Origin of the sequence: Psychromonas algicola, from assembly GCF_004378355.1 — a bacterium.
Classification (GTDB): domain Bacteria; phylum Pseudomonadota; class Gammaproteobacteria; order Enterobacterales; family Psychromonadaceae; genus Psychromonas.
The window spans coordinates 1-4,453 of the sequence record NZ_SNUB01000057.1 but is presented as its reverse complement, the minus strand read 5'-3'; the positions used below and the strand labels follow the sequence as shown (position 1 = coordinate 4,453).

Here is a 4,453-nt window from a genome sequence, read left to right as displayed (position 1 = left end):
ACTTTAATCCCTTTGATGCTTTAAGGGCGAATGCTTCTAACTCTTCTTTTTTCATAATTACCTATCCTTAATATGATTAAGTTAATGATAGGCAATTACACAGATTTTAGGACAGGGTCATCACTGTTGAAGCGATTAGCTTTTTTATTGGTTTTTTTAAATATAACAATTACAGTCTTCTGAAAATATCGCTTATGGATATCAATGAATAGGTGTTCAATACTTTAATCACCTAGGCTAAAAAATTCTTATTTAATAAGCTAAATAGCCTTACTGGGAGCAAGAGTAAACCAAGTAAAACTGTTATAAGACAGTAAGTAAAATCTTACACTTGCCTTTTGGATTTAAATATTAAGGGAGTTGTTCAATAAAATTAGGTAACACGGGATTTTTTTGAGTCTCAAGGCTAATTGGCCCCGTTGTGGCTAACCAATCTCCACTTTGCGGTGATGCATGTCCAGACTGAGAAACTCGTACCAGCACTTCTAATTTTTCCACACTTGTAATGTCCTTTCCCGGAGCCATTGCATTACTTGAGTCTAAGGTCACCAGACTTGGCAGGTCATTTAACTTGAAACGTTTTATCGCCAACGGTACTCTTGAACCTTGCCAAGCTCGAGCGTATACAAATACAGTTTCGTTACCTGTTAATTCGGATTTAATCGAGCTTAGATCTAATTGCACATCAATACTTGCAAGCGCAAGTTTTGAGTTTACTTTAGGGCTAGACTTAACCTTGGCTTTAACATTAGTTTCAATAGAGTTATTGAAACTAGTATCGCTAATTATGGTTTGTGTTAACTTTTTATCAGCTGCACTTACTTTAACTGCAATCATTAAAATACAGATGATACACGCAACTCTTTTATTCATAATTTTTCCTTAATTATACTAATCGAATTGAAATCGCTTAATAGCAGCATCACTTACTTGTTATGTTCTAATTTCGCATGCCTAACATTTTTTATTTGAAAATCATTTGCAAGTAGCATTATTGATAGAGTGTAAATAACGAACTTTAAGGTGGATGTGATTTTCATTATTACCTCTTGAGTTTAGAGATCGGGTATATATAAAATCTACAAAGAAAAGAATATCAAATTTATATATTAAAAGAAAAGTAAATAAAACGTTAATATTATTCAATTACTTGATTTTAAATACCTATTTCAGACATACATTAATTCATTTGCCTCGACTAAACCTTTTATTTAGCATTTGTTAAAAGTAATAAATGTTTGGGAAAGTTCAACGGTGGGGGCGCAGCTGCATTGAGTAAGGTTTAATCGTAACTTTTTGATAATGTTTAATTCAATGAGTGGGTTTTCAGCACTTTCGCTACCAGTAAATGAATGATGTTACTGCTATTTAACGTAAACTGAAGTGTTGAAAAATAGCTTGACGTATTTCCATATATTCAATTTTTCCTCTTGGTTTAAGCATCGCTTGGAATCCATATTGATAACCATTGTAATCAAGTGAAACATCACAAACGGTATATGATGATCCTGTTCGGTGGCCAAACTTATTGGTTCGATATACTCTTTCACATTCTTCTATAGAAAACTGTGTTTTCTCTATCCGTGTATAGGACAAGCTTTGTGTTGCTTCAAACCATATAAATAATATGATTAAAACAAGTGTAGGTGAACATAAGTAAGAGTAGCGCAATATTTTCTTTTCATAGCGCATCATGAACAATGGGAAAAAAATTAGATTCAAAATTATAAAAATAGCTCCTACATATTTCCCCATAAGAATGAGTAATACACGTGTATCGCCCATTGCCATAAGAAAGGCAGGAAACAATATAAGCACCTGTAACCCTGTTGCAAAGCCGATACGTATACTAGGTTTCTGTGCAAAAAATGCGAGTAATAAGCTTCCAATGGCACAGTAAGCTAAGAAGAAAACTACCGGTAATATAAAAGGTGATGCAACAACTAAAAAAATATCACCTGAATTTACATCTAATGCCAGTTGAGTTACATATATTAATGCAATCACATAAATTACAACAAAGACTGAAAACGCTATTTTAAAGTGATTAAATAATCTAGCAAGACCTCGATTAAATCCTTGAGTTAAATAAGAAATTGGCGGTAGCATATTGACGTCGTCAGAAAACCCATATTTTTCTTTATCAATTTTGGATGTATCCATACTTTATTAATTTTACTCTTTTTTATTAAGGTTTGATGAATTCAGTTTTTTTGAATAAGGTATCATGCGATAGTCGATTCTGAAAATATTATTGCTTTATAACGCACCAGCTTTTGCTAAAAGCAATCAATGAATGGGTGTTCAGCACTTTCTACATATGAGTACCTATACTTCTAGTGACTATTTTTTGTGTTAACTCGTCTGCGCTCGTCCAGTCTGATTGATGCTTATTAACAGTGTTTTCGCCTTTTCGGCGACCAAACTTTCTTTTATCAGAAAAGACTTTTACCCACAACACGCAGAAAGACTGACACCGAATCGCTTTCTAATCCAAACAATGCCTATACCTTTAAAGTCAGCTTCCTTAACGCACCAGTTCATACGACACGTCCTTGTGTCGGATGAACTTACAGCAAACGTCCTGTTTGCTGTTGCTGAAAGTTATCCATTGTTTGGGAAAGCTCAACAGTGGGGTTGTCGCAGTCACATTGAGTAAGGTTTTATCGTAACTAATTGATAATGCTTAATTCAATGAGTGGGTGTCCGGCACTTTTTGACTTCCATTTTCAGGTTAAGCGTGCATAAGTCAAAGCTAACTCTATAACTTCTTTAGAAAATCTTTGGCTCTCTCTTTTTCCAGACCGAGAAGGTATATAATCGTAATTTCTTTCCGTCACAATTTTTTCACATAAAGCAATAATATAGATTAACTGCGAATTGCAGATGCCTTGCGAATTGAGAACATCATTTACATCGAAGAACTCATGTTTGGTTAAACTTGAAGTTTCGATTTGTATAAGTTTCTCTGAAATTTGACATATAGACTTATCATGTTCTTCAATTACTGTAGAGTTAATATCAATTTTATTATCGATATTATCAAATCGTTGTTTTGAACTTCTTATAAATTGGCTTAATAATTGAGATTGTTTAGCTTGTTGGTCTGCTAATTGTTGAAGGAGATCATCATCTGATACTTCTGGCGCAGGATACATACCATATTTGCGGATTGAAGGCATTACTTCATGATATACCCAACGTTGAAACTTTTTTGCACCAGAGCTTTTTGCTCTAGAAACTACGCGGTAAATTCCGGGTTCTGTTACAAAATACCCAGTTTCTTCTTTGGCATTTTCGATGTATGTCTCCATGTGACTCTCATCATCATCGAGAGCTGAAATTGATTCATGTAGAAGTGATGCTTGATTAGAAGAACTAGTGCCATCTATTTGTTGTGATTCTTTCGAGATTACTCGCACTACATCAGATAACAAAAATAGAGTATTTCCCTCTTTTTGCATCGTTTTTATCTCTAATTTTCCATTTTTACTCGGATATAACAATACTTCAAACATATGATTTCCTTAAATTGAACTCAGCCAATGAATAATAACATTGTTATATACTAGGTTGCACTCTGTAGTGCCTTAAGAATCAGTTACGACTGCATTAATCAGTATATCTTTCTATTCACAAAATAATGTTAACGGGGTCAGGTCTTGCCTTTTGCTTTTAATCATCAACTAGTTAATGATTAAACTAAAATCAACGCGGCTACAACTGCCCACCGTTGAGCTTTCCCAAATAATATATTGCTTTTAGCAAACCCAAACAGGATGTTTGGGTTAGGCTCGTTCTGGCCATGGATGGCCAGCAAGAGCCGGTGCGTTATAAAAGCTATTTATTATTTGGATAAGAAAGCGATTCGGTGTCAGTCTTTTTGCTTACTTTTTCTTCTGACCAAGAAAAAGTAAAGTCGCCGACAGGGCGAAATCCAAAGCCAACAATATCAAAAGGCCACGACGAGCGCAGACGAGCTAATATCAAACCATAACGAGCAAACCCAAAACTATGCATTCCCACGCGGAGCATGGGAACGAGGATTCATAACAATATAAGTAATGGGTATTCATTCATCAAACTCAAATATTATTGAGCTACAATAAAACCTTACTCAACGAGGCTACAACAACTCCCCGTTAAGTTTTTCTGAATCAATTACTGCCTTTAGCAAGCAGAGGCATGGAGCGATTTATGCGGCAGCATAGTGTTTGAGCGGACTAAGCTCTGCGTGTCCTTTGCCGTAGCTAGCTCAGTTCGAGACATGGATGTCGAGTCTGAGCGGTGCGTTAAGAAGGCTGTTATTTATTCAGATTAAAAAACGTTACGGGCGTGTACAGTCAAGTTCATAGGTAACACTTTATTAAACATACATGGGTTACACTTTTACCGTCCAATAGTCTTTACTTGATTCAAGGTCAATACAACCTAATCGATAAAAACTAAAATA

The 4,453-nt window shown here is 35.1% G+C and carries 4 protein-coding genes; all 4 read right to left on the bottom strand.

What is annotated here, in order from left to right; translation table 11 throughout:
* Window positions 1–351 precede the first annotated feature (351 nt).
* Window positions 352–873, bottom strand: coding sequence for a c-type cytochrome biogenesis protein CcmI/CycH (locus E2R67_RS16245; RefSeq protein ID WP_134291992.1), 522 nt, complete (start codon window positions 871–873; stop codon window positions 352–354).
* A 495-nt stretch (window positions 874–1,368) separates the two neighbouring features.
* Entirely contained in the window at window positions 1,369–2,163 is a 795-nt protein-coding gene (locus tag E2R67_RS16240; RefSeq protein WP_134291991.1) for a hypothetical protein, read from the bottom strand.
* Window positions 2,164–2,729: 566 nt separating this feature from the next.
* Complete coding sequence (locus E2R67_RS16235) at window positions 2,730–3,518, bottom strand: BRO-N domain-containing protein (RefSeq protein WP_134291990.1); 789 nt, start codon at window positions 3,516–3,518, stop codon at window positions 2,730–2,732.
* A 322-nt stretch (window positions 3,519–3,840) separates the two neighbouring features.
* On the bottom strand, window positions 3,841–4,035 hold the full coding sequence (locus E2R67_RS16230; RefSeq protein WP_134291989.1) for a hypothetical protein: 195 nt from the start codon (window positions 4,033–4,035) through the stop codon (window positions 3,841–3,843).
* Window positions 4,036–4,453 lie beyond the last annotated feature (418 nt).

What these genes read in the sequence shown, in the direction of transcription:
- E2R67_RS16235 (WP_134291990.1), bottom strand. Translation starts at nt 3,518, where the DNA reads ATGTTTGAAGTATTGTTATATCCGAGTAAAAATGGAAAATTAGAGATA.
- E2R67_RS16240 (WP_134291991.1), bottom strand. Translation starts at nt 2,163, where the DNA reads ATGGATACATCCAAAATTGATAAAGAAAAATATGGGTTTTCTGACGAC.
- E2R67_RS16230 (WP_134291989.1), bottom strand. Translation starts at nt 4,035, where the DNA reads ATGCTCCGCGTGGGAATGCATAGTTTTGGGTTTGCTCGTTATGGTTTG.
- E2R67_RS16245 (WP_134291992.1), bottom strand. Translation starts at nt 873, where the DNA reads ATGAATAAAAGAGTTGCGTGTATCATCTGTATTTTAATGATTGCAGTT.